Below are 20,752 nucleotides of genomic sequence, written 5' to 3'. Positions count from 1 at the left end.
GACGACGGCGTCCCGGCCGCGCAAGCGGAGCCGCCCTCACCCCACCGGCCGCACCCGCGCCCGCATCGCCTCCCACGCGCCCAGGAACCGCTCCGCCGCATCGTCCGGCGCATCCCAGGGCAGCGACACGCGGATGGCGCAGCCGGCCAGCTCGGAAAACCCCATCGCCGCCAGCACATGGCTGCGCGCCACCTTGCCCGAGGAACACGCCGCCCCGGCCGAAACCCGCACCCCCGCCAGGTCCAGCGCGATCACCTGCGTCTCGGCGGGCACGCCAGGCAGCACCAGGCTGGTGGTGTTCGGCAGCCGCGCCGCGCCGGCGCCGGCGACCAGGGCACCCTGGGCGATGCAACCGGCCTCGATCGCATCGCGGATCGCCGCCAGCCGCGCTGCCGCCTGCGGCGCCGCCGCCTCGGCCGCCGCCGCCATGCCGGCGATGGCGGGCAGCGGCTCGGTCCCCGCCCGGCGGCCACGCTCCTGCCCGCCGCCGGCGATGATCGCCTCCAGCTGCAGGCCGGGCCTCACCAGCAGCGCCCCCGCCCCCTTCGGCCCGCCCAGCTTGTGCCCCGAGATCGCCAGCGACTCGGCACCCAGCGCCGCCAGCGAAACCGGCACCCGCCCTGCCGCCTGCACCGCATCCACATGCAGCCAGGCACGATGCGCCCGGCACAGCGCGGCGGCCGCCTCGATCGGGTGCAGCACCCCCGTCTCGTTGTTCGCCGCCATCAGGCAGACCAGCGCCGGCGCGCCGCCTTCCAGCGCCGCTTCCAAGGCATCGAGGTCGAGCGTGCCGTCGGGCCGCACCGGCAGCACCTCCGCCCCCGGCGCCGCCGCCAGCACCGCCGGGTGCTCGGTCGCTCCCACCAGCACCCGGCGGCCCTGCCGAAGCCCATGGATGGCGAGCGCATTCGCCTCCGTCCCACCGGCGGTGAAGACGAGGTCGGCCGGGTTGCCGCCGAAGCGCACGGCCAAACGCTCCCGCGCCGCTTCCAGCACCCGCCGCGCCGCCCGGCCCGCGGCATGCACCGAGGACGGATTGCCGGTCAGGTCGAGCGTCGCGAGCACCGCCGCCCGCGACTCGGGGCGCAGCGTCTCGGTGGCGTTGGCATCGAGATAAAGCTCGGTCATCGCCCGTCCCGGGCGCGGCCTAGCGCGCCGCCTCGCCCGGCCCCTCGGGCGCCGGCCCGGCGCTCCGCGGCGGTGCGGCGCGGCCCGTCACCTGGCCGCCGATCACGTCGGCAAGGCTCAGCCCCTCGAGGAACAGGCGGATCTGATCGCCGAGTTCGGCCCAGAGGTCATGCGTCAGGCAGCGCTGGCCTGCGAGGCAGCCGGGCCCGCCCTCCTCGCAGCGGGTGGCCTGGATGGGCTCGTCCACTGCGTGCACGATCTCGGAGATCGAGATACGGTCGGCTCCGCGCGCCAGCCGGTAGCCGCCGCCCGGGCCGCGCGCGGACGACCCCAGGCAGGCCCGCCCCAGAGGACAGAACAGCTGCTCGAGATAGGCCAGGGAGAGGTGCTGCGCCTGGGCGATCTCCGCAAGGCTCACCTGGTTTCGACCGGCTCCGGCGGGGCCGAGGCCGTGCTCGCGGGCGGCGAGTTCCACCATGGCCATGACCGCGTAGCGCCCTCGGGTGGAAAGCCTCATCCGTACCTCCCGCCGCAGGATCGCGGCTGGCCCGTTAAGGCCGCGTTCACGGTCCTGTGCGCAGTATGAGCGCTGTCTCGCGGGTTCAGACGCAGGAACATGGGCCCCATGCCATGAATCCGATATGAAACCAGCCTCCGGATCCCTATATTGCGGTAACCCTGGGGCTCGGGAGCCCGCCCTGGGGGTCGTCCACCGGGCGCGGGCCATCCCGCACCCGCCAGAACCAGACCGGAACCCGATGACTGCGGCAGCGTGTCAGCGGGCGAGGCTATTGTTCCTGACCTCCCTCGTCAACTATGGGGTGGGATACAGGAACCATAGCGGTCGGTGTCGAAGCTGGCGGATGCGGCCCTTCGGCCGGTCACGTCGCGGCGGCGGCGCTTGAGGCGGCAGGCGTGGCTCCCCAATTGGCTGTGAGCGCGACAGCGCTGTAGCCCCAACCGAGACTGGACCTGACGCGCGATGCCCGAAGTGATGTTCGCCGGCCCCGATGGTCGCCTTGAGGGCCGTTACCACCACGCGAAGCAGGCCAACGCGCCCGTGGCCCTGATCCTGCACCCGCACCCGCTGCACGGCGGCACCATGAACAACCGGGTGGTGCACGCGCTGTACCAGCGCTTCCAGGCGATGGGCTTTTCCACCCTTCGCTTCAACTTCCGCGGTGTCGGCCGCAGCCAGGGCCGCTATGACGGCGGCATCGGCGAGATCTCGGACGCTGCGGCCGCGCTCGACTTTCTGCAGGCGGTGAACCCGAGCGCTTCCTCGCTCTGGGTCGCGGGCTATTCCTTCGGCTCCTATGTCGGGATGCAGCTGCTGATGCGCCGGCCGGAGATGAGCGGCTTCGTCTCGGTGAGCCCGCCGGCCAGCCACTATGATTTCGGCTTCCTCGCCCCCTGCCCCTGCAACGGCCTGATGCTGCACGGCGCCGACGATGAGCTGGTGCCCGAGAGCAGCGTGCGGAAGCTGGTCGAAAAGCTGAACACCCAGAAGGGCATCAAGATCGACTACCGGGTGATGCCCGCCGCCGGCCACATCTTCACCCCGCCGCAGGCCGAACAGGTGGCCGACGCGGCCGAGGACCATGTGAACACCATGCTGAACCGCAACCGGATGGCGCTCGCCGCCGACTGAGCGGCGCCTCGCTGCCAGGTCTGGACGGCCGCTTCCGCAAGGGGGCGGCCGTTCGGCGTTTTCGGCGGCGCGGCCGCAGCCGCGTGGGCCGAAGCGGGCAAGCGGCGAAATGCTGGCCCGCGATCGCCCTGGGTGTGCACGCCGCGGGCGGGCACGCCAGGGCGTGAATCGCCGGCTCGAAAGGCTGGACCCGAGCTGCCCGGACCAGTCCGGGCAGCTCGGGTCTAGAGCAGCGGGCCGGTGATTCGCCCGCCGCGCAGCGGCTGCTGCGCGCCCGTGGTGCCCGGGAAGGTGATCGGCAGCCCCCGCCAGACGCGCGCCGCCAGCACGCCGAAGGCCTGCGCCTCCAGCGCGTCGCCGTTCCAGCCCGCCACCTCCACCGGCCGCACCGGCTCGGTCAGCGCCGAAGCCAAGGCGCGCATGATCGCCGGGTTGCGCCGGCCACCGCCGGCGACCAGCCATTGCACCGGCGGCGCCGGGAAGTGCCGCGAGGCCGCCGCCACGCAGACCGCGCAGAAGGCCACCAGCGTCGCCGCCCCGTCCCAGGGCGAGAGCGCGGCGGCGCCGGCCTCCTTCAGCGCGCGGTCGAAATCCAGCCGATCCAACGACTTCGGCGGCGGTGCGGCCAGGTAGGGATGCGTGATCAGGTGTGCCAGAACCCCGCCATCGGGCTGCCCGGCCAGCGCTAGGCGGCCATCGCGGTCATAGGGCTCGCCGGTCGCCCGCCGCGCCCAATCGTCCAGCGGGCCATTCGCCGGGCCGGTGTCGAAGGCGACCAGCTCGCCATCGGCACCGATCCAGGTGACGTTCGCCACGCCGCCGAGGTTCAGCACCGCCAGCGGCTTCGGCAGGTCGCGCGCCATCACCGCATGGACGATCGGCACCAGCGGCGCCCCCTGCCCGCCGGCGGCGACATCGGCCGAGCGGAAATCATGCGCCACGGAAAGCCCCGTCTCCCGCGCCAGCCGCGCCGCGTCGCCCACCTGCCAGGTGAGGCCGGGCGCGTTGGCGCCTGGCTTGGCGGGCCGGTGCAGGATGGTCTGGCCGTGGAAGCCGATCAGGTCCGCCTGCCAGCCGATCGCCTTCACCGCCTCCACATGCCGCGTCGTCAGCCGCGTCACGCAATCGGCCAGGAAGGGATCGTCGGGACCGATCTCCGGCGCGTCGCGCGACGGCGCGCGGGAAACGACGTCCAGCAGCCTGCGCAGGTCACGCCGGAGCGCCGGGTCGTAGGGCAGCGTCACCGCCGGCCCGAAGCGGCCGATGCGCTCGCCATCGGTCTCCACCCAGGCGGCGTCCACCCCGTCCAGCGACGTCCCGCTCATCAGGCCGATGGTTCTAAGCACGGGCCTTCGGCCTCACCTTCCGGGGGCAGGCCTTCGGCCTGACGGTTCGCAGCATGTTTCCGAGTGTGCTACGCCCCTGCCCCTGCCGGAAGACCTCGACCCCGATGAGCGCCACCACCGATCTCCTGCACGAGGCCCGCGCCCGCGGCTTCATCCACCAGGCCACCGAGGAGGAGGCGCTGCGCGCGCGCCTCGCGGCCGGGCCGGTGACCGGCTATATCGGCTTCGACGCCACCGCCGACAGCCTCCATGTCGGCAGCCTGGTGCAGATCATGCTGCTGCGCCTGATGCAGCGCACCGGCAACCGGCCGATCGTGCTGATGGGCGGCGGCACCACCAAGGTCGGCGACCCCTCCTTCCGCGACGAGGCCCGCCCGCTGCTCGACGACGCCCGGATCGAGGCCAACAAGGCCGGCATCCGCAAGGTGTTCGACAGCTTCCTCCGGTTCGGCGACGGGCCGACCGACGCGCTCATGGTGGACAATGCCGAGTGGCTGGACCGGCTGCTCTACATTCCCTTCCTGCGCGACATCGGCCGGCATTTCAGCGTCAACCGCATGCTGGGCATGGAGAGCGTGAAGCTGCGCCTGGACCGGGAGCAGAACCTCACCTTCCTCGAATTCAACTACATGCTGCTGCAGGCCTACGACTTCCTCGAACTGTCGCGCCGCTACGGCGTCGTCCTGCAGGCCGGCGGGTCGGACCAGTGGGGCAACATCATCATGGGCGCCGACCTGATCCGCCGCATCGATGCGAAGGAAGCCTTCGGCCTCACCACGCCGCTGATCACCACTGCCTCCGGCGCCAAGATGGGCAAGACGGCGCAGGGCGCGGTGTGGCTCGATGCGGCGAAGGTCAGCCCGTACGACTACTGGCAGTTCTGGCGCAACACCGAGGACGCCGATGTCGGCCGCTTCCTCGGCCTGTTCACCGAACTGCCGATGGAGGAGGTCGCACGCCTCGCCGCGCTGCGTGGCGCCGAGGTCAACGAGGCGAAGAAGGTGCTGGCCACCGCGGCCACCACGCTGCTGCACGGCAGCGATGCCGCTTCCCAGGCCGCGGAGACCGCGCGCCGCACCTTCGAGGAAGGCGTCGCGGCCGAGACGCTGCCGACGCATCTCGTCGCGCTGCCCGCCGGCGTGGTGGACATCCTTGTCGCGGCGAAATTCGTCGCCAGCAAGGGCGAGGCCCGCCGGCTGATCGCGCAGGGCGGCGTGCGGCTGAACGACGTCGCCGTGACGGACCCGGCCGCATCGGTCACGCCGGCCGACCTGCGCGACGATTCGGCAAAGCTTTCGCTCGGCAGGAAGCGGCACCTGCTGGTGCGCCCGGCCTGATGCTGCCGGCCGGCTCGCCGCTCGCGGCGCTGTTCGCGGCGCCGATGCGGCCGGGCCGGCTCACCTGGATCGGGCTGCGCCCCGCCCGCCGCGCGCCGATGGTGGCGGTGGAGCAGGCGATGCTGGAGCCTGGAAGCGGCCTCGTTGGCGACCGCTGGCGCGGCGCGGCGACCGGCGCGCGACAGGTCACGCTCGCCAGCGCGGAGCATCTTCGCGCGCTCGGCAGCTTCCTCGCGCTCGATGCCGTCGCCCCGGCGCGGCTGCGGCGGAACCTGGTGATGGAGGGCGTGAACCTGCTCGCGCTGAAGGGCCAGCGCTTCCGCCTCGGTGCCGCGCTGCTGGAGTTCAGCGGCGAATGCCACCCCTGCTCCCGCATGGAGGAGCAGTTCGGTCCCGGCGGCTACAACGCCGTGCGCGGCCATGGCGGCATCACTGCCCGCGTCCTTGAGCCCGGCTCGATCCGCCTCGGCGATCCGCTGCTGCGCGTGGGATAGCTTGCCCGGACGTTTCGCACCGCGATCCCCACCGGTCTTGGCGCCGCCTTCTTCACGCTGGTCATCGTGCGACGATGCCCTGGAAGCGCCTGGAAAGCCGAGGCTTCGCTTGCCGGCCCGGCGCGGCCGTGCGATGCCTGCGCCAACATGCGCAGCCCGCTTCTGAAGGCCGTTCTCTGGCTCCTGGCAGCCCTGATGGGTGCTGCGCTTCTCGTTGCCGTGGTGTCGCAGCGCGGCGAGCTGGGCAAGGCGGCCATCATCGTGGGTGGCCTGGCCGGGCTCGGCCTGTTCGTCCTCGGCGGCATCTTCCTGCTGATCCTGCTGCGCCCGGCCTTCGGCGAGGCCAGGCTGCGCGCGGGCTTCGGCGTGATCGCGCGCTGGTCGGTCCCGCCGGAGGATTGGGAGCTGTTCCGCGCCTTCGATGCCGCCCGTGGCGCCGAACAGCAGGGCACGTTGAACGTGCTGCGCAAGCGCAAGCGGCGCCCGCGCCGGCCAGTCGGCGTGATCGTCGGGCATCGGCAGATCCTGGTGGACGGGTCGTACCATGCGCTGAACCGCTTCGGCGTGCCGGAGCTGCGCGCGGTCGGATGGCTGCGGCTGCCGGGCCGTCCGGAGTGCCTGGAATTCGACCTCGCCTATCCGCGCGGTAACACCGGCTGGGTCATCCCGGCCAGGCTGCGGGTGCCGGTGCCCGCCGCCGCCCAGGGCCCGGCGGCGAAGGCCTTCGAGCATTACCGCGCGCCGAACCTGGTGCCGCCCGAGGGCCTGGCGGACCGCCATCCCTGGCTGGTGATCGGCGGCGGCGGGGCGGTGGCGATGCTCTCGGTCGGTGCCGCGCTCGGCGGCTATCTGCTGCGCCGCGCGGGCACCGATGGCTTTCTGCCGTCGCTGCTGATGATGGGCGGCACGGTGGGCGCCATCGGCGCCGGGCTGTTCATGCTCATCGTCGCGCTCACCACGGTCCACTGGGTGCGCGGGTAGGGCCGAAACGGCCCACCCGCGCCGCATGCGGGGTCAGCCCAGCAGGTCCTTCGCCGCCGCCATCACCTCCGCGGCGTGGGCTTCCGGCTTCACCTTGCGCCAGACCTTCCGCACCACGCCGTCCGGCCCGACCAGGAAGCTGGATCGCTCCATGCCCATGTAGGTCTTGCCGTACATGGACTTCTCCACCCACACGCCATAGGCCTCGGCGACCTTGTGGTCCTCGTCGGAGGCGAGCGGGAAGGTCAGCTTGTACTTGTCGGCGAATTTCTCGATCGGCTTCATCGGGTCCGGCGACACGCCGATGATCTCGAGCCCCAGCCTGCCCAGTTGCGGCAGCGCCTCCTGCACGCCGCAGGCCTGCTTGGTGCAGCCGGGCGTGTCGGCCTTCGGGTAGAAATACAGCAGGTAGGCCTTGCCCTTCAGCGCCTCGCTGCTGGCCGTCCGTCCGCCGGAGGCCGGCATCGAGAAGGCCGGCGCCTTGGCGCCCTCGGCCGGGCCGGCGGCCGGCGTGGCTGCGGCGGCCGCCTTGGTGGCCGGTTTCGGTGCCGCGGCCGCCTTCGCCGCCGGCTTCTTCGTGGTCGCCATCCCGGAAATCCCCCGTCATCCCTGGTCCAGCGGCCCGACACGGCGGACGAAGATCGCCCGCACCGCCTCCGCAACCTCGCGCATCTGTGCGCGCAGGTCGGATTGGTCAACCGCCGGGCGTGGCAGCAACGGCGCCACCGCGTTGAGCAGTGCCGCCGCCACCGGCTCGGGCAGCGCCTCCTCCCGCCAGCGGCCGACCGTCATGCGCAGATGCGCCACCACCGCCCGCCACAGGCGTTCGGCCGCGATGAGCGCATCCGCCTCCCCTGGCGTCAGCAGCCGCGCCTTCGCCAGCGCCGCCAGCGCGATGCGCGTGGTGGGCGAGAGCACCGCCGGCACGCGGCAGGCATGCGCCACCTGCAGCGCCTGGGCGACGAACTCCGCCTCCACCAGGCCGCCCGGCATCAGCTTCACGTCCCACGGCCCATCGAGCGGCAGCTCGCGCAACATGCGCGCGCGCATGGAAGCGGCATCGGCCAGGACCTGTGCCGGATCCGCCGGGCGCGTCTGCGTGGCACGGATCGCCGCCTCCACCTTGCGCTTCAGCCCGGCCGGCCCGGCGACGAAGCGGGCACGGGTCAGCGCCATGCGCTCCCAGGTCCAGGCGCTCTCGGCATGGTAGCGGGCGAAGCCCGCCAGCGAGACCGCCACCGGCCCCTTCGAGCCGGAGGGACGCAGCCGCATGTCCACGTCGAACAGCTTGCCCTCCGGCCCCGGCGCGGTGAGCGCCGCGACCAGCTGGTTGGCCAGGCGGGCGTAGTATTGGCTCGGCGCCAGCGGCTTCGCGCCGCCGCGGCTTTCCGCCGCCTCCGCGGCATGGTCGTAGATCAGGATCAGGTCGAGGTCGGAGGCCGGCAGCATGTCCCGCCCGCCCAGCTTGCCGAGCGCCACCACGCCCATCGCGCCGCCGGCGACCTTGCCGTGGCGCTGCGCGAAATCCTGCGCGACGCGCGGCAACAGCGCGGCGATCGCGGCATCGGCCAGCGCGCTGCGCGCGGCGCCGGCGGCATCCGCATCCAGCCGTCCTTCCAGCGCCGCGGCGTCGATCTCGAAGCGGCGCTCCGTCACCACGCGGCGGGTGGCGTCCAGCGCTTCCTCGAGGTAGCGCGCCTCCTTCACCAGGGCGGGCAGCGCGGCGGTGGCGTCGGTGCCGGCGGCGAGCGTGCCGGACAGAAGCGCATCCAGCGCCGCCGCGTCGCGCGCCACATGGTCCGCCAGCGCCGGCGCCGCGCCGAGCACGAAGGCCAGCCGGTCCATCAGTGCCGGGTTGCGCCGCATCAGGCTCAGCGTCTGCACGCCGGCCTGCATCCGCGCGAAGGCGGCGTCCAGCCGCAGCAGCGCCTGGTCCGGCTGCGGCTGGCGGCCGAAGGCGGCGAGGAGGGCGGGCATGATCTCGGTCAGCAGCTCGCGCGCGCGTTCGCTGCGGGTGGCGCGGGTGCGGCCATGGTGCCAGCCGCGCACCACGCCGGCGACCGCGGAGGGGTTCTGGTAGCCCATCCGCCGCAGCGTCGCGATCGTCGCCGCGTCGTCCTCGACGCCGGTGAAGACCAGGTCGCCCGACACGCCATCGCCGGCGCCGAGGTCGGGTGCTGCCTCGAACAGCCCGGCATAGCAGCGCTCGACACGCTGCAGATGGCCCATCAGCGCCGCCGAGAAGCCCTCCACATCCGCGAAGCCGAGGAAGGAGGCAATTCGCGACAACCCCTCCACATCCTCCGGCAGGCGATGGGTCTGCCGGTCGGCGACCATCTGCAGCCGGTGCTCGACATTGCGCAGGAAGACATAGGCGTCGGCGAGGTCGGCGGCGCTGCGCCGCTCGATCCGGCCTGCCGCCGCCAGCGCCGCCAGCGCGCCGAGCGTGGTCGGGTCGCGCAGCGCCGGATCGCGCCCGCCCCAGATCAGCTGCAGGATCTGGGTGGAGAACTCGATTTCCCGGATGCCGCCGCGGCCGAGCTTCACGTCGTGGCCCGCCACCTGCACCTCGGCATGCGCGCCCTGGTGCGACTTGTGGGCGTGGATCTGGCGCTTGATCGAGTGGATGTCGGCCACTGCGGCGAAGTCCAGGTGGCGGCGCCAGACGAAGGGGCGGATCTCGCGCAGGAAGGCATCGCCCAGCGCGCGGTCGCCGGCCACCGGCCGCGCCTTGATCATCGCTGCGCGTTCCCAGTTCTGCCCCATGCTCTCGTAGTAGGTGATCGCCGCCGGCAGGCTGACCGCCAGCGGCGTCGCCGCCGGGTCGGGCCGCAGGCGGAGATCGGTGCGGAAGACGTAGCCATCCTCCGTCCGGTCCTCCAGCAGCCTGACCAGATCGCGAGCGAGACGGACGTAGATGGCGCCCGCCCGGTCGGCGTCGTAGGCTGCCGCACCGGGGTCGAAGAGAACCATGAGGTCGATATCCGACGAATAGTTGAGCTCGCGCCCGCCGAGCTTGCCCATCCCGAGCACCACCAGGCCGGAGCCGCGGCCGGTGGCGCGAGGATCGAACTTCGCCCCGCCGCCTGCCAGCTTCAGGTCGCCGCGCGCCTGTGCCTCCCGCAGCAGATGCGCGCAGGCATAGTCGGTGCAGCCATCCGCGAGGTCCGAAAGCGCACCGGTGACGCGGTCGAGCGGCCAGAGCGCGGCGAGATCGGCAGCGGCGGCGATCAGCGCCGCCTGGCGTTTCGCCTGGCGCAGCAGGGCGGCGACCTGCGCCCGCCCGGCATCGGGATCGGCGCGGCCGAGGGGATCGAGGGCCAGCGCGAAGGCGGCATCCGGCCCGCGCTCGATCAGCCGCAGCAGCGTGCTCGATTCCTTCACGGCGAGGTCGGCCAGATAGGGCGAGTGGCCGCCCAGCGCCGCGAGCAGCGCCGCGCCCGCGGGCGCTGTGGCGAAGGCGCGCTCCGCCGCGCCGCGCTCGGTGAAGCGCTGGGCGAGCAGCTCGGCGCCGGCCGCGTCGAAGGCGCGCGGCAGCCGTGCGGCGGAGAGCGGGGCGGCGGTGCGGGCCGGCGCGACAGCGGCCGCCTCTCTGGTCTTCGGCATGCCCTTGGAGGGAAGCGGTGAGGCAGGCCGCCGGTCAAGTGGCGCGGCGCGCGCACCGGCTGGCCCATCTCGCGCTCGGCGCCGCGATGCTGGCGCTGCTGGGCCTCGCGGTGCTCGGCGGGCGGCTGGCGCAGGGCCCGATTGAGCTCACCGCCCTGGCGCGGATCATCGAGGAACAGGTGAACACGCCGGCGGCGGAGACGCGGCTGGAGATCGGGCAGGTCTCGATCGGCTGGGAGGGCTGGCTGGGCGGCGGGCTGACGCCGCTCGACCTGCGGGTTTCCGCCGTCCGGCTGCTCGACCGCGACGGCACCATGCAGGCGGAGCTGCCGGACGCCTCGGTGAGTCTGGCCATCCCCTGGCTGCTGCGCGGCGAGCTGGCGCCGAGCCGGCTGGAGCTGCGCAACCCCGTGCTGCGGCTGCGCCGGGCGGCGGATGGGGGTCTCTCCCTGTTGCTGGGCGGCGACGAGGCCGCATCCTCACCCGCCGCGCCGGGCGGGGCCACCGCGCTCGATGCGCTGCTGGCGGAGATGATGCGCCCGCCCTCGGACGACACGCCGTTCTCGGCGCTCACCTGGCTCGGCGTGACCGGCGCGCGGGTGACCGTGGAGGATGCGGTGCTCGGCGCCACCTGGGCGCTGGACGCGGCGGACATCGAGCTGCGGCGGCTGCGGGAGGGCGGGCTGGCCGGGAGCGGCGCGGCGATGCTGCGGCTCGGTGCGGCGCGGGTCCCGGTCTCCGGCACCGCGGAGGCCAGCGGCAGCCCGGCGGAGATCGCGTTCCGGCTGCTGCTGCCCTCGCTGCGGCCCGCCGCGCTGGCCACCCTCGCCCCGCCGCTCGCACCGCTCGCGCATCTCGACGCGCCGGCACAGGTGGCGCTGTCGGCCCGGCTCGGCGCCGATGGCGCGATGCGCGAGGCGGCCATGACGCTGGCGGCGGGCGCCGGCGCGCTCGACCTCGGCGAGGGGCGGCGCGTGCCGCTCGCCGGGGTGGAGGGCCGCCTCGCCTGGCGGCCGGAGCAGGGGCTGAGCCTGCAAGGCGCCGTGCTGCGGCTGGCCGGGCCGGGCACGCCGACGCTCAACGCCCGCGCCACCGCGCGGCGCGAGGGCGAACGCTGGCGGGCCGAGACGGCCTTCACGCTCGACGCCGCGCCGATCGCAGAGCTGCATCGCTGGTGGCCGGAGGACGTCGCCGCCGGCCCGCGCGCCTGGATCCTGCCCAACATCACCGCCGGAACCGTGCGCAACGGCAGCTGGCGGCTGGCGGCCGAGGCCGGGCCGGATCTGTCCGGCCTGGAGCTGACCGCGGCGGAAGGCAGCCTCGAGGTGGCGGACGCCACGGTGCACTGGCTGCGGCCGATCCCGCCCGTCGAGGCCGTCACCGGCACGATCGGCTTCGGATTGTCGGAGGTCGAGGTCCGCGTGGCCTCGGCACGGCAGCAGGGCCAGGCGGTGCAGGCGCGCGACGCGACGCTGCGCTTCCTCTTCCCCCCCGGCGATCTGGCGACGACCGAGATGCGGATCGGGATCGCGGGCCCGGTGCCCGACATCCTCGCCGTGCTGCAACATCCACGGCTGCGCCTGTTCGAACGACGGCCGCTGCCGCTGCGCGACCCGCGCGGGGTGCTGGAAGGCACGGTGACCCTCGGCTTCCCGCTGCTCAACGAGCTGCAGGTGGAGCAGATCCGCGTCGCCGCGCAGGCGCAGCTGCGCCAGGTGCGGCTGGCCGACATCCTGCTGGACCGCCCGCTGGAGCGCGGGGTGTTCGACCTCACGGTGGATACCGAAGGGCTGCGGGTGACCGGCACGGCGACGCTGGCTGAGATCCCGGCGCGGCTGGGCGTGGAGATGGATTTCCGCTCCGGGCCGGCGACGCAGGTGGTGATGCGCGAAACGGTGGTGGCACGCCCCACCGCCGCGCAACTCGCCGCGCTCGGCTTGGCGAGCGAGGAGCTGGTGCGCGGCCCGGTCGGGCTCGACGTGCGGACCGAACGGCGCCGCAACGGCGCCGGCCGCGTCGCCGTCCGCGCCGATCTGCGCGAGGCGGCGCTGGCGGTCGAGCCGCTGGGCTGGGCCAAGCCGCCCGGCCAGAATGCCGGCGCCGATGCGCTGCTGCGCCTCTCGGGCGAGAACCTGGAAGCCATCGAGAGCTTCCGCATCGAGGCGCCGTCGCTGCTGCTGCGCGGCAATGCTGCCTTCGGCCGCGGGACGCGGCTCACCCGCGTGACAATCAACGAGGGCCGCATCGAGGCCAGCCGCTTTGCCGGCGAGGCCCGCCCGCCGGGGCAGCCGGGCGCACCCTGGCAGGTGACGCTGCGCGGCGCCGCGCTCGACCTGCGGGGCGCCTTCGGGGACGACGCACCGGCCGGCGCGCCCGCCGCCGAGCCCGGCCCGGCGCTCGCGCTCGATGGCCGGTTCGAGCGCGTGCTGCTCGGCCCCGGGCGCGAGCTGGGCTCGGTGGAGGCGCAGGTGCTGGTGGATGGGCGGGGCGTGGTGCGGCAGGGGCAGGTGGCCGGGCGCGCCGGCCCGCGCGGTCCCTTCCGGGCCAGCATCACGCCGGATGGCACCGGCCGCGCGCTGCAGCTGACCGCGGATGATGCCGGTGCGCTGCTGGCCGCCTTCGACGTGCTGCAACACCTGGAAGGCGGCCGGCTGAGCGTGGCGGCGCGCTACACCCATAATGGACCTGGCGCGCCACTACTCGGCAACGCCGAGATGGATGATTTCGCGGTGCGCAACGCGCCGGCGCTCGGGAAACTGCTGCAGGCGATGACGCTCTACGGGCTGCTGGAGGCCCTGTCCGGGCCGGGCCTGAACTTCGCGCGCATGGTCGCGCCCTTCGCCCTGACGCCGGACACGCTGGCGCTGGAGGATGCGCGCGCCTTCTCCGCCTCGCTCGGCCTGACGGCGAAGGGCACGCTGGACCGGCGGAGGCGGCGGCTGGCGATGGAGGGGACGATCGTGCCCGCCTACATCTTCAATTCCCTGCTCGGGAACATTCCGATCCTCGGGCGGCTGTTCTCGCCCGAGGCGGGCGGCGGCGTCTTCGCCGCCACCTTCCGCGTGCAGGGGCCGCTCGACGATCCGCAGGTGAGCGTGAACCCGCTCGCGGCGCTGACGCCGGGCTTCCTGCGCGGCCTGTTCGGCATCGGCCAGCAGCCGGCGCCGTAACGGGCCGATTACTCCCGCGGCCTGCGGGGCGGCTCCGGGCGCATCAGGGGGCGCAGCGACTCCTCGGCGAGGGTGCGGCGCATGAAGGTGGGCCAGAGTGCCCGCGGGGTTGCGGGCTCCGGCGCGGTGTCACGCTCGGCGTCCTGCGGCCGCTCGGCTAGGTTGTTGGAGGCCTCCGTCATCGGCGTGCCCCTCCTGGGCCGGTAACGACCTAAGATTGCCGAATCGCGCCGGCCCGACGCAACGATTGGTTGTAATCTGACGCGGACTTGACCGGCCGCGCCGGCATTGCGAGACGGCGATGCATCTCGGGAGGACAACCGCCATGTGGACCACACGCCGCCGGACGCTCGGGCTTGCCGCGCTGCCCCTCGGCCTCGCCGCGCTGTCGCGGCCGGGCCTCGCCCAGGGCGGCGACCGCCCGATCCGGCTGATCGTCCCGGCGCCGCCCGGCGGCCCGACCGACATCCTCGCCCGCGTCACCGGGGAGAAGGCGGCCGCCACGCTCGGCCAGCCGGTGGTGGTGGACAACCGTGCCGGCGGCGGCGGGGTGATCGGCGCCGAGGCGACGCACCGCGCCGCGCCGGACGGGCTGACCATCATGATCGGCCACAACCAGACCCATGCCTCCAACCAGGCGATGATGGCGCGGCTGCCCTTCCATGTGGTGGACGGGTTCACGCCGGTGGCCAAGCTCGGCACGGTGCACCACGCGACGGTGGTGCCGGCGAATTCGCGCGCGCGCAGCATGGCGGAACTGCAGGCGATGGGCCGCAACGGCGGGCGCGTCAGCTACGCATCCTCCCAGGCCGGCTCGGCCAGCCATGTGATCGCTGAGACCTTCGTGCGGCGGTCGGGGATGGATGCGACGCATGTGCCGTATCGCGGGGCGGCACCGGCGGCGACCGACACGGTGGCGGGGGTGGTGGATTTCTACGTCTCCACCTTCCCCACAGTGGCGAACCTGATCCGCGACGGGCGGCTGCGCGCGCTTTCGGTCGGTGCGCCGCGGCGGCTGGCCGCCTTCCCGGACATCCCCACCACGGCCGAGGCCGGCGTGCCCTACATGGCGGTGGATGCGTGGTTCGGCGTGTTCGGCCCAGCCGGGATGCCGCCGGCGACCACGGAGCGGCTGGCAGCCGCCTTCATCGGCGCGCTGTCGGACGAAGCGGTGCAGCGCCGCCTGGCCGCTGCGGGCTTCACGCTGGACCCGCTGCCGCCCGCTGCCTTCGCGGCGTTCCAGCGCAACGAGACGGTGCGCTGGGCGGAGATGGTTCAACTCACTGGCGTGCGGCTCAACGATTGACGCGCCGTTTGCGTCCTTTCCGGCTCGCTCGCTCAACTTCGTCTGGACTTTTTGCGAAAATTCGTAACTTCTTGTTGTGCCGAGACGCGGAAAGGGAACCGTATTCTCACCGCAATGCACATCACGCCCCGACGCGCGGAGGGCCGCGCACCCAGCTTGCGGTTGCGGCTTCTGCTGCTGGTGGGGCTGCTGACGGGTGGGCTGTTCCTGCTCGCCGGGATCGCCACCTGGCAGGCCCATGCGGCGGCGCAGGCGCGGGTGGCGGAGCAGATGCTCGGCACCGTGCGTGCCCTGGCGCTGCTGGTGGACCAGGAATTCGCCCGCACCGAGGCGCTGCTGCGCGGCGTTGCCGCGGATCCGCGGCTGGCGGAGGGCGATGTCGAGGTCTTCCTGGCGGCCGCGCGCCGGCTCGGTGGCGAAACGGCCGGGTTGGCGATGGGGATGGCCGAGGCGCCCGGACGCAAGATCGCCAACAGCGTCCACGGCCGCCTCGCCCAGAGTGAGCCGATGCCCGCCGGACTGGCGGCGGTGTTCACCGAAGGGGCCACCACGATCAGCAACCTGTTCCGCAGCCCTTCCACCGGGGCGCCGGTGGTGGCGGTCGTGCATCCCGTGGCGCGGCGCGAAGGCGGCCCGCCGCGCTTCGCGATCTGGATCGCGCTGCAACGCGACACGCTTGCCGATGCGCTCACCCGCCAGCACCTGCCCGAGGGGGCGATCGCCTCGGTGCACGACCGCGACGGAACCATCGTCGCGCGCAGCCGCCGGGCCGACGAGGCGGTCGGGCTGGCCCCGCCGGCGCCGCTGGGCGAGGCATTGGCAACTGCCAATGGCGGGATCGTGGAGCGGGTGACGATGCTGGAGGGCGAGCGCGGAACCATCGCCTTCGCCCGTGCGCCGGTCTCCGGCTACGCCGTCGCAATGGCCCTGCCGGAGGCGGTGTTCGTGCGCACGCGCAACGCCGCCCTGGCATGGCTCGCGGCCTTCGCGGCGCCGGTGGCCGGGTTGGGGATGGTGTTGGCGCTGCTGCTGTCTCTCCGGCTGCGCCAGGCGCTTGCCAGCCTGTCCTCCGGCGCCGCGGGTCCGAGGCTGGCCGAGGTGGAAGGGTTGCGGGATGCTCTTGCGGCATCCGACCAGGCGCGGGCGGAGAGCGAGGCGGCGCTGCGCGACCGCAAGACCTGGCTGGAGCAGACCCAGCGCGCCGCCGTGATGGGCGTGTGGGAACGCGACATGGTTTCCGACATGCTTCGATGGTCGGACGGCTGTCATCGCCTGTTCGGCCTGGAGCCGGATGGCACAGGCCTGGTCAGCAGGACCACCTTCGCCGCCCTGGTGCTGGAGGAGGACCGCTGGCGGCTCGACGCCGCCACGGCAGAGGCGCAGCGCAGCGGCATCTACCAGGCCGAGTTCCGTATCCGCCGTGGCGATGGCGCGGTGCGCTGGATCCGCGCCCAGGGCGTTCTCGAGCGCGGGCCGGACGGTGCGCCGCGGCGGATACTCGGCGCCAACCTCGACATCACCGAGCGGCGCACGCTGGAGGAGGAACGGGAGAGCCTGCTGTCGCAGAAGGACCTGCTCGTGGCGGAAATCCACCACCGCGTGAAGAACAGCCTGCAGCTGGTCCAGGGGCTGCTGCTGCTGCAGGCCCGCGACGCCGCGCCCGATCTGGCCGCGCGGCTGCGCGACGCGGCGGCGCGGATCCTGTCCATCGCCGCGGTGCATCGCCGCCTTTACGAGGGTGGGGTGGGGCCGGTCCAGGATGCGGCGGAGCACCTGGCGGGGCTGCTCGAGGAGTTGCGCCAGTCGGTCGCCTCCTCCGGCCGGCAACTGGTGCTGGAAGCGGTGCCGGGTGTCAGGCTGCCGCCGGAGCGGATGGCCGCGCTCGGCCTGCTGGTGACGGAGCTGGTGACCAACGCGCTGAAATACGGCCGGGGCACGGTGGTGCTGCGGCTGCGCCTGGACGGCGCGCCAGAGGGCGGACCCGGGGACGGACCAGGGGGCGAGCAGGCGGTGATCGAGGTGGAGGACCAGGGCGAGGGCTTCCCGGATGGCTTCGACCCCGCCCGCTCGACCGGGCTCGGCATGCGGGTGGCGCTGGCCATGGCGCGGCAGTTGCGCGGCGAGCTCACCATCGGGCCAGGGGCGTGCGTTGTCGTGCGCTTCCCTATCCGCCCGCCTTCTCCCAGCCACGCGGGCCCTGCTGCCAATAAGTGAGGAGGTGGCCCGCCGCCTTGGCGGCGCGCCAGCGCGAACGCGCCGCCTGCACTGCCGCCTCGTCGCCGCCGTCGAACAGGTCGAGCACCCGGTCGAAGCAGTCGAGCCGCGCGCTCTCGCTGCCCTCCAGCAGGAACAGGAAGCGTGCGCCATTCGGCGCGCCGGCCTCCGTCGCATCCTCGGTGGTCAGCCAGATCGGCTGGTGCTCGGCATGGCCGGTCAGCGGCGTGCCATGCGGCAGCCAGTCCGGATCGGCGCAGGTCCAGAGCGCGGCGTCGATCGCCTCCAGCCTTTCGCGGCTGGCCAGCAGCACCATGGCGCGGCCGCCGCTGCCGAGCACGCGGCCGAGCAGCTTGGGCAACGCCTGCTCCAGCGGCGTGCGGGTGAGGTGGTAGAAGCCGTACTCGGCCATGCGCCGCGCCCTACACCGCGGGCGAGGGCGGCGCCAGCGGCGCGTGGTGGTCCGCCTCCTCGAACCGCGCCGCCACCAGCGCATCCAGCAGCCGCACGCCGAAGCCGGTCGGGCCTGCGGGGCCGAGCGCATGCGCCTTCTCCGCCGTGTCCACGCCGGCGATGTCGAGATGCACCCAGGGCGTGTCCCCGGCGAATTCCCGCAGGAAGGCGGCGGCGTGGCAGGCATCGGGGATGAAGCGCCCTGCCCAGCCCCCCTCGCCGCGCGCGGACGGCACGCATTGCCGCAGGTCGGCGATGTCGGAGCGCAGATCCTCGCGATGGGATTCGCCGATCGGCATCGGCCAGAGCGGCTCTCCGACCTCCTCCCCCGCCGCCGCGCAGGCGGCCATCAGCGCCGCGTCGTTGCCGAACAGCCCGGCGCGGTGATGGCCGAGCGCGGTGACGATGGAGCCTGTCAGCGTGGCGAGGTCCAGCATCGCGCGCGGGCGGAACCGGCTCGCCGCGTGGTGCAGCGCATCGGCCAGCACCAGGCGGCCCTCGGCGTCGGTGTCCACCACCTCCACCGTGCGGCCCGAGAGCGTGCGGATGACATCGGAGGGCCGGTAGCTCTCGGCCCCGGTCGCGTTCTCCGCCAGCGCCAGCACCGCCACCGCTGGCGCCGGCGAACGCCGCAGGGCGAGCGCCAGCATCGCGCCGGCGCAGGCCGCCGCACCCGCCATGTCGGCGCGCATCGTCTCCATCCCCTGCGCCGGCTTGATGGAGATGCCGCCGGTGTCGAACACGATGCCCTTGCCCACGAAAGCCACGGGCGGTGCGTCGAAGCTGCCGCGCCAGCGCAACACGGCGAGCCGCGGCGGCGTCTCGCTCCCCTGCCCGACCGCGAGCAGCGCACCGAAGCCCGCGCGGGTCAGCCGCTTGCGGCCGAGCACGTCCACATGGATGCCGAACTCGGCCAGCGCTTCCAGCCGCCTGGCAAAGCTGCGCGTGGTGAGGTGGTTCGCCGGCTCCGCCACCAACTCGCGGGCGAAGAGGCAGCCGCGCACCGAAGCGGATTCATGCTCCCACGCCGCTTCGGTCGCCTCCCGCCGCGCGGTGACGATGGTCAGCCGCCGCAGCGCCGCGGGGATGTCGCGCGTGCGGTAGAGATCGAAACGCCAGGCGCGCAACGCCATGCCGGCGGCGAGCCAGGCGGATTCCTCGGCGGTCAGCGCCTCGCCCGCCTCCAGCACGAGATGCGGGATCGCCGCCGCATGCGCCGCCGCCTTCGCGCCGGCCTCCTGCACGTCGCGCCGCCGGCGCTGCCCGCCGAGCCCGAGCAGGATGGTTCGCGGCGCGGAGGCGGGTTCGAAGACCTGCCCGCATTCGCCCCGGAAGCCCGCCGCCTGCGCCGCCGCCGCGAAGCCCGGCGGCAGCCTGCCATCCACCACCGGCACCAGCCGTGGCAGCGAACCGTCCGGCGAGACGCGGCGGATCGCGACCTTCAACATCGAGGCATCCCTGGCGCGGTCGATTCACGCATCCGGGTTTCGCGCTCCTGCGATCGGGCGCGTCAGCCTTCCTCCGCCATGTCCGCCACCAGCCGGTCGAGCAGCCGCACGCCGAAGGCGGTCGCGCCCTTCGGCACCGTCGCATTGTCCTTGCTGCTCCAGGCGGTGCCGGCGATGTCGAGATGCGCCCAGGGCTTGCCGTTGGCGAAGCGCTGGATGAACTGCGCCGCGGTGATCGAGCCGCCCGGCCGGCCGCCGACATTCTTCATGTCGGCGATCTCGGACTTGATCTGCTTGTCGTAGGCATCGCCGAGCGGCATGCGCCAGCACTTCTCGCCCACCGCCGCGCCGGCGGCGATCACGCGCTGCGCCAGTTCGTCGTCGTTGCTGAACAGGCCGGCATGTTCATGCCCGAGCGCGATGATGATCGCACCCGTCAACGTGGCGAGGTCCACCATGCCGCGCGGGTCGAACCGCTCCTGGCAGTACCACATGACGTCGGCGAGTACCAGCCGGCCCTCGGCATCGGTGTTGATCACCTCCACCGTCTGGCCGGAATAGGTCTTCACCACGTCGCCGGGGCGCTGCGCGGTGCCGGATGGCATGTTCTCGACCAGCCCGACCAGGCCGACGACATCCGCCTTCGCCTTGCGCCCGGCGAGCGCGGCCATGGCGCCAACCACGGCGCCGGCGCCGGCCATGTCCCACTTCATGTCCTCCATGCCGCCCGCGGGCTTGATGGAGATGCCGCCGGTGTCGAAGGTGACGCCCTTGCCGATCAGCGCCAGCGGCTTGCCGTTCTTCCTGCCCTTCGGCGCACCCTTCCACTGCATCACCACCATCCGCGGCTCCTGCACGGAACCCTGCGCAACGCCGAGCAGCGCGCCGAAGCCGAGGCGCTTCATCTCCTTCGGCCCCATCACTTCCACCTCGACGCCGAGCCGTTCGAGGCCCTTGCAGCGTTCGGCGAATTCGGTGGGGTGCAGCACGTTGGGCGGCTCGCTCACCAGCTCGCGCGCCAGGAAGACGCCGTCGGCGATGGCGCGCAGCGGCGCGAAGGCGGCCTTCGCCGCGGTGGCATTGCCGCTGGCGATGGCGATGCGCTCGAGCTTCGGCTTGTCCTCCTCCTTCTCCTTGGTGCGGTAGCGGTCGAAGCGCCAGGCGCGCAGCAGGGCGCCGAAGCCGAGTTGCGCGGCGAGCTTCGGATCGAGCGTATCGGCCGCGACGGTCGCCTCGCGATCCTGCGCGATGGCCGGTGCGATCGCGCCGCCCGCCGCCTCGGCGGCCTCCGGCCCGAGCTCGGCCGCCTTGCCGAGGCCGACCGCCACCACCTTGGTCCAGCCGCCGAGCGCATGGAGCGTGGTCGCCTGCCCCTTGCGGCCCTTGAAGCCGGCAGCCTCCAGCGCGCGGGAGAGCAGGCCGCCGCCGGCCTCCTCCGCCTCCCGCGCCAGGCCGGCGGGCGGATCGCCCTCGGTCATCGGCAGCACGAGGACGCCGTTCTTCGGCAGGGCGGGCTTCACGAAGGCGATGTCGGGCATGCGGGGGGAGCGTCCATCGTTCCGTTGTGTGTGCGCCAGCCTATCACCCGCGGCGGGCGGGGCGAAGGCGGCGGGCGCGG

General features: G+C 73.5%; 16 protein-coding genes. 7 read left to right on the top strand and 9 right to left on the bottom strand.

What is annotated here, in order from left to right; genetic code table 11:
- Positions 1-36: 36 nt before the first annotated feature.
- The gene (locus ACESM1_RS04175) at positions 37-1,128 is read right to left on the bottom strand and encodes a cysteine desulfurase family protein (RefSeq protein ID WP_372618010.1); all 1,092 of its coding nucleotides are present in this window, start codon (positions 1,126-1,128) and stop codon (positions 37-39) included.
- Positions 1,129-1,147: 19 nt separating this feature from the next.
- Positions 1,148-1,645, bottom strand: coding sequence for an Rrf2 family transcriptional regulator (locus ACESM1_RS04170; RefSeq protein ID WP_372618009.1), 498 nt, complete (start codon positions 1,643-1,645; stop codon positions 1,148-1,150).
- Positions 1,646-2,110: 465 nt separating this feature from the next.
- Between ACESM1_RS04170 and ACESM1_RS04165 the strand changes: the two genes are divergently transcribed.
- A complete protein-coding gene (locus ACESM1_RS04165) occupies positions 2,111-2,779 on the top strand; it encodes an alpha/beta hydrolase (RefSeq protein ID WP_372618007.1) in 669 nt (222 codons plus the stop codon).
- Between the two features lie 224 nt (positions 2,780-3,003).
- On the opposite strand, the gene ACESM1_RS04160 is transcribed toward ACESM1_RS04165, so the two are convergent.
- Positions 3,004-4,125, bottom strand: a complete 1,122-nt coding sequence (locus ACESM1_RS04160) for an anhydro-N-acetylmuramic acid kinase (protein WP_372618005.1) — start codon at positions 4,123-4,125, stop codon at positions 3,004-3,006.
- Positions 4,126-4,229: 104 nt separating this feature from the next.
- Between ACESM1_RS04160 and tyrS the strand changes: the two genes are divergently transcribed.
- The 3 genes from tyrS (at position 4,230) to ACESM1_RS04145 (ending at position 6,937) form a co-directional block, all read left to right on the top strand.
- Positions 4,230-5,462, top strand: coding sequence for a tyrosine--tRNA ligase (gene tyrS / locus ACESM1_RS04155; RefSeq protein WP_372618003.1), 1,233 nt, complete (start codon positions 4,230-4,232; stop codon positions 5,460-5,462).
- Positions 5,462-5,956, top strand: a complete 495-nt coding sequence (locus tag ACESM1_RS04150) for an MOSC domain-containing protein (protein WP_372618001.1) — start codon at positions 5,462-5,464, stop codon at positions 5,954-5,956. The genes tyrS and ACESM1_RS04150 overlap by 1 nt, the downstream gene beginning before the upstream one ends.
- A gap of 147 nt (positions 5,957-6,103) precedes the next feature.
- Positions 6,104-6,937: a hypothetical protein gene (locus ACESM1_RS04145; protein ID WP_372617999.1), complete on the top strand. Its 834-nt coding sequence runs from the start codon at positions 6,104-6,106 to the stop codon at positions 6,935-6,937.
- A 33-nt stretch (positions 6,938-6,970) separates the two neighbouring features.
- On the opposite strand, the gene bcp is transcribed toward ACESM1_RS04145, so the two are convergent.
- On the bottom strand, positions 6,971-7,525 hold the full coding sequence (bcp, locus tag ACESM1_RS04140) for a thioredoxin-dependent thiol peroxidase (protein WP_372617997.1): 555 nt from the start codon (positions 7,523-7,525) through the stop codon (positions 6,971-6,973).
- Between the two features lie 15 nt (positions 7,526-7,540).
- The gene (locus ACESM1_RS04135) at positions 7,541-10,543 is read right to left on the bottom strand and encodes a bifunctional [glutamine synthetase] adenylyltransferase/[glutamine synthetase]-adenylyl-L-tyrosine phosphorylase (protein ID WP_372617995.1); all 3,003 of its coding nucleotides are present in this window, start codon (positions 10,541-10,543) and stop codon (positions 7,541-7,543) included.
- 17 nt (positions 10,544-10,560) lie between these two features.
- On the opposite strand from ACESM1_RS04135, the gene ACESM1_RS04130 reads away from it, so the two are divergent.
- Positions 10,561-13,713: an AsmA-like C-terminal region-containing protein gene (locus tag ACESM1_RS04130; RefSeq protein ID WP_372617993.1), complete on the top strand. Its 3,153-nt coding sequence runs from the start codon at positions 10,561-10,563 to the stop codon at positions 13,711-13,713.
- A gap of 8 nt (positions 13,714-13,721) precedes the next feature.
- Here the strand turns inward: ACESM1_RS04130 and ACESM1_RS04125 are convergent, their stop codons facing one another.
- A complete protein-coding gene (locus tag ACESM1_RS04125; RefSeq protein WP_372617992.1) occupies positions 13,722-13,895 on the bottom strand; it encodes a hypothetical protein in 174 nt (57 codons plus the stop codon).
- A 143-nt stretch (positions 13,896-14,038) separates the two neighbouring features.
- Between ACESM1_RS04125 and ACESM1_RS04120 the strand changes: the two genes are divergently transcribed.
- Both ACESM1_RS04120 and ACESM1_RS04115 read left to right on the top strand, forming a co-directional pair.
- The gene (locus ACESM1_RS04120; RefSeq protein ID WP_372617990.1) at positions 14,039-15,019 is read left to right on the top strand and encodes a Bug family tripartite tricarboxylate transporter substrate binding protein; all 981 of its coding nucleotides are present in this window, start codon (positions 14,039-14,041) and stop codon (positions 15,017-15,019) included.
- A 156-nt stretch (positions 15,020-15,175) separates the two neighbouring features.
- The gene (locus ACESM1_RS04115) at positions 15,176-17,233 is read left to right on the top strand and encodes a sensor histidine kinase (RefSeq protein WP_372617988.1); all 2,058 of its coding nucleotides are present in this window, start codon (positions 15,176-15,178) and stop codon (positions 17,231-17,233) included.
- On the opposite strand, the gene ACESM1_RS04110 is transcribed toward ACESM1_RS04115, so the two are convergent.
- From ACESM1_RS04110 to ACESM1_RS04100, 3 genes are all read right to left on the bottom strand, one after another.
- Entirely contained in the window at positions 17,184-17,645 is a 462-nt protein-coding gene (locus tag ACESM1_RS04110; protein ID WP_372617986.1) for a DNA polymerase III subunit chi, read from the bottom strand. The two genes, ACESM1_RS04115 and ACESM1_RS04110, sit on opposite strands and share 50 nt — an antisense overlap.
- Before the next feature lie 10 nt (positions 17,646-17,655).
- Positions 17,656-19,134, bottom strand: coding sequence for a leucyl aminopeptidase (locus ACESM1_RS04105; protein ID WP_372617984.1), 1,479 nt, complete (start codon positions 19,132-19,134; stop codon positions 17,656-17,658).
- Positions 19,135-19,196: 62 nt separating this feature from the next.
- Complete coding sequence (locus ACESM1_RS04100; RefSeq protein ID WP_372617982.1) at positions 19,197-20,672, bottom strand: leucyl aminopeptidase; 1,476 nt, start codon at positions 20,670-20,672, stop codon at positions 19,197-19,199.
- Positions 20,673-20,752 lie beyond the last annotated feature (80 nt).

The organism is Falsiroseomonas sp. (assembly GCF_041690465.1).
Classification (GTDB): domain Bacteria; phylum Pseudomonadota; class Alphaproteobacteria; order Acetobacterales; family Acetobacteraceae; genus Falsiroseomonas.
Note: the sequence above shows the minus strand (reverse complement) of the source record. Positions and strands in the feature narration are given on the sequence as shown.